This window comes from Novosphingobium sp. B-7 (genome assembly GCF_000410615.1).
Lineage (GTDB): Bacteria > Pseudomonadota > Alphaproteobacteria > Sphingomonadales > Sphingomonadaceae > Novosphingobium > Novosphingobium capsulatum.
The window spans coordinates 6,794-9,936 of sequence record NZ_KE148475.1 but is presented as its reverse complement, the minus strand read 5'-3'; the positions used below and the strand labels follow the sequence as shown (position 1 = coordinate 9,936).

Annotated in this window: 4 protein-coding genes; 3 read left to right on the top strand and 1 reads right to left on the bottom strand. The window is 67.4% G+C overall.

Going from position 1 to position 3,143, the window contains the following annotated elements; genetic code table 11:
• The coding region (locus H926_RS29480; RefSeq protein WP_022677980.1) for a PLP-dependent aminotransferase family protein at positions 1 to 790 on the top strand (790 nt) is incomplete at its 5' end.
• A gap of 309 nt (positions 791 to 1,099) precedes the next feature.
• Here the strand turns inward: H926_RS29480 and H926_RS0120800 are convergent.
• On the bottom strand, positions 1,100 to 1,513 hold the full coding sequence (locus tag H926_RS0120800) for a group II truncated hemoglobin (RefSeq protein ID WP_022677978.1): 414 nt from the start codon (positions 1,511 to 1,513) through the stop codon (positions 1,100 to 1,102).
• Between the two features lie 66 nt (positions 1,514 to 1,579).
• Here H926_RS0120800 and H926_RS0120795 point away from each other — a divergent pair, with 66 nt between their 5' ends.
• Positions 1,580 to 2,260 (top strand): response regulator transcription factor, encoded by a 681-nt coding sequence (locus H926_RS0120795; RefSeq protein ID WP_022677977.1) that lies wholly within the window; start codon positions 1,580 to 1,582, stop codon positions 2,258 to 2,260.
• Positions 2,250 to 3,143 (top strand): HAMP domain-containing protein (locus H926_RS29475; RefSeq protein WP_148291834.1); only part of this gene is annotated, 894 nt, incomplete at its 3' end. The genes H926_RS0120795 and H926_RS29475, both read left to right, overlap by 11 nt.

Here is a 3,143-nt window from a genome sequence, read left to right as displayed (position 1 = left end):
CCAGGCGCTGTTGCGCCGGGCGGGTGCCACGCTGGTGCCGGTGCCGGTGGATGACGAGGGGCTCGATCCGGCGCGCGCGCCGCAGGCATCGCCGCCGCGACTGATCCACGTCACCCCATCGCACCAGTATCCGGCCGGCGCGGCGATGAGCCTGTCGCGGCGGCTGGCGCTGCTTGATCGCGCGTCCAGCCACGGCGCCCTGATCGTGGAGGACGATTACGACAGCGAGTTCCACTATGCCGGACGCCCGCTGGCCAGCCTTCAGGGATTGGACGATGCCGGCTGCGTTGCCTATCTCGGCACGTTTTCCAAGGTTCTCGCGCCGGGGTTGCGCGTCGCCTATGCGATCGTGCCACCGCGCCTGGTGGCCCCGATGCGGGCGGCGGTGCGCCTGTCGGGTGGCATGGTGCCGGTGCACGTGCAGGCGGCGATGGCCGATTTCCTGGCAGAGGGGCATCTCAACGCCCATGTGCGCCGCATGCGCAAGGTCTATCACCAGCGCATGCTCGACCTGGCCGGGCGATTGACTGGCATGGCGCGGGGCCGCTGGCAGATCGGGCCGGTCGATGGCGGCCTGCAACTCGCACTGTGGCTCGATCCCTTGGCCGGGCAAGACGATGCCGCGCTGGCGCAGGCGTTGCACGAGCATGGGTTGGGCGTGATGCCATTGTCGCAGCTATTTCTCAGCCCGCCGCGTGCCGGCCTGCTGCTCGGTGTGGCCACGGCTACGCCACAGGCGATCGACCGCCTCGCCACGGCGCTTGACCGGCTGGTGCCGCTGCCCGCCTGACGGGGTTACGGGCGCCAGTCGCGATGGCCCATGTGGCGCAGGCGGCGGCCACAATGGCGGCACGGGCAATATTCCACGCCAGCCTCGTAAAAGCGTTTTCCACGGTTGGGCTGGTGGCGGCCAATGCTGCATAGCAGCACTGCCCAGATCTTGGGTGAAAGCTCCATAGTCGCGCTCCCCAATGCAAAAAGATGCGACAGTGCCGTGGTTTAGGCGAATCCAAAATCAACGTGCAATTCGTTGATTATTGCACTGCACACAGATTTTGGCGAGCGATTTTACAATTGCCCGGCATTTTCGCCAGGATGGTTAGGCGCGGTTGGCCATGTGCCAGGCCAGCCCTTCCACCCGTTCCACGATCGTGCTGGAAAGCGGGGAAGGCGGAACGTGTTCGGCCCAGGCCTGGTGAAAGCACAGCAGCCAGCCCTTTATCTCTTCGTCACCGATGGAGGCACCCATGTGGCGCATGCGCAGGCGTGGATGGCCATATTGGCTGGTATAGAGCGGCGGTCCGCCGAGCCACCCGGTCAGATATTCATACAGCCGCTGTTCCGCGCGTTCGAGGGATGCCGGATGCACCGCGCGGCAGGCTGCAGCGCCGGGCAGGCTGTCCATCAGGTGATAGAAGCGGGCACAGAAGGCCCGCACCATGGCTTCCCCGCCCAGCAGGTCGTACGGGGTGGGCGCAGTGCTGTCGGCAGGGGCATCCGGGGCTTGGGTCATGGCGCGCCCATAGCCTTGGCCGTGCGTGCTGGCCAGCGCCCGCGTTCGCGGCTAAAGCACCCTGCCATGGCACGCATTCTGGTTATCGAGGACGATCCCGACACGGCCGGCGAAATCGTGGCCGAATTGCGCGGCCACGGGCACGAGGTGCGCGCGGCGAACGACGGCGACAGCGGGGTGGAACTGGCCCTGCGCGAACCGTTCGACGCAATCACGCTCGATCGCATGCTGCCCGGGCTCGATGGGCTGTCCGTTGTCGCCCGCCTGCGCGCGGCCGGGCTAACATTGCCAGTGCTGATGATCAGCGCGCTGGGCGATGTCGACGAGCGGATTGCCGGGCTGCGCGCGGGCGGCGACGATTACCTGATCAAGCCGTTTGCGCCCGACGAGATGGCGATGCGCGTGGAAGTGCTCCTGCGCCGCCAGGGCCAGATGGCCGCATCCACCGCGCTGCTGACGGCAGGGCCGGTGGAAATGGACCTGATCCGCCGCGAGGTGCGCGTGGCTGGCGAGCCGGTGCGCCTGTTGCACATGGAATTTCGCCTGCTCGAATTCCTCATGCGCAATGCTGGTGAAACCGTGGCGCGGCAGATCATCTTTGAACGGGTGTGGGGGTATTATTTCGATCCCGGCGCCAACCTGATCGCCGTGCATATCGCCCGCCTGCGCAAGAAGATCGATCTGCCGGGGCAGCCGTCGCTGATCGAAACGGTCAAGGGCGAAGGGTATCGCTTCGATGCCGGCTGAATGGCCCTGGGCCACCTGGCCGCGCTTTTCCGCCATCCGCAAGACCAGCACGTTTCGCCTGGCGGTGATGTTCGGCGCGGCGGCGGTGCTGGCCGTGCTGCTGGTGCTGGCGATGGTCTATAGCCTCACGGCCGGCAACCTCGACACGCGCGTCGATCTGATCCTGCGCGCGGAAATGGCCCGCCTGGTGGCGGTGCCGCCGGCCGATCTGCCTGCCGCGATCGATGCCTCATCACGCGCCGGGGCCAATCCGCTGGGGCATTTCGGCCTGATCTCGCCCGGCGGGCGCTGGGTGGCGGGCGATCTCGGTGCTAGTCCGCCGCTGCGGCTGGGGCACACTTATGCGCGTGAAGATGGGCCGGACGTACGCGGGCCGCTGCATATCCTGGCTGAGCGAACCGCCGGCGGCTTCATCATCATGGTCGGCCGCGATTCCACCGTGATCACCGAACTGCGCGATCACGTGCTGGTGATCCTGCTCGCCAGCGGCCTGGTGGTCGTGCCGCTGCTGCTGGGCGCCGGCCTGGCGCTGAGCCTGGGCCCGTTGCGGCGGGTGGACCGCCTGCAACGCGTGGCCAGCACGATCGCCGGCGGGCGCCTCGATGCCCGCATGCCGATCGAGGGGCGCGGTGACGAACTCGATCTGCTGGCCGATACGGTCAACCACATGGTCGGCGAGGTCGAGCGATCGATGGCGCAGGTCAAATCGGTGACCGATGCCATTGCCCACGATTTGCGCACCCCGCTCACCCGCGTGCGCAACCAGCTGTACCGCGCCGCCCGCGCGCCGAACTTGCCCGAGGCGGAAGGGCAGCGCATCAATGCCGCGATCGAGGATCTCGACACCGTGCTCGCGCGCTTTGCCGCGCTGTTGCGCATTTCC

What these genes read in the sequence shown, in the direction of transcription:
- H926_RS0120800 (WP_022677978.1), bottom strand. Translation starts at nt 1,513, where the DNA reads ATGACCCAAGCCCCGGATGCCCCTGCCGACAGCACTGCGCCCACCCCG.
- H926_RS0120795 (WP_022677977.1), top strand. Translation starts at nt 1,580, where the DNA reads ATGGCACGCATTCTGGTTATCGAGGACGATCCCGACACGGCCGGCGAA.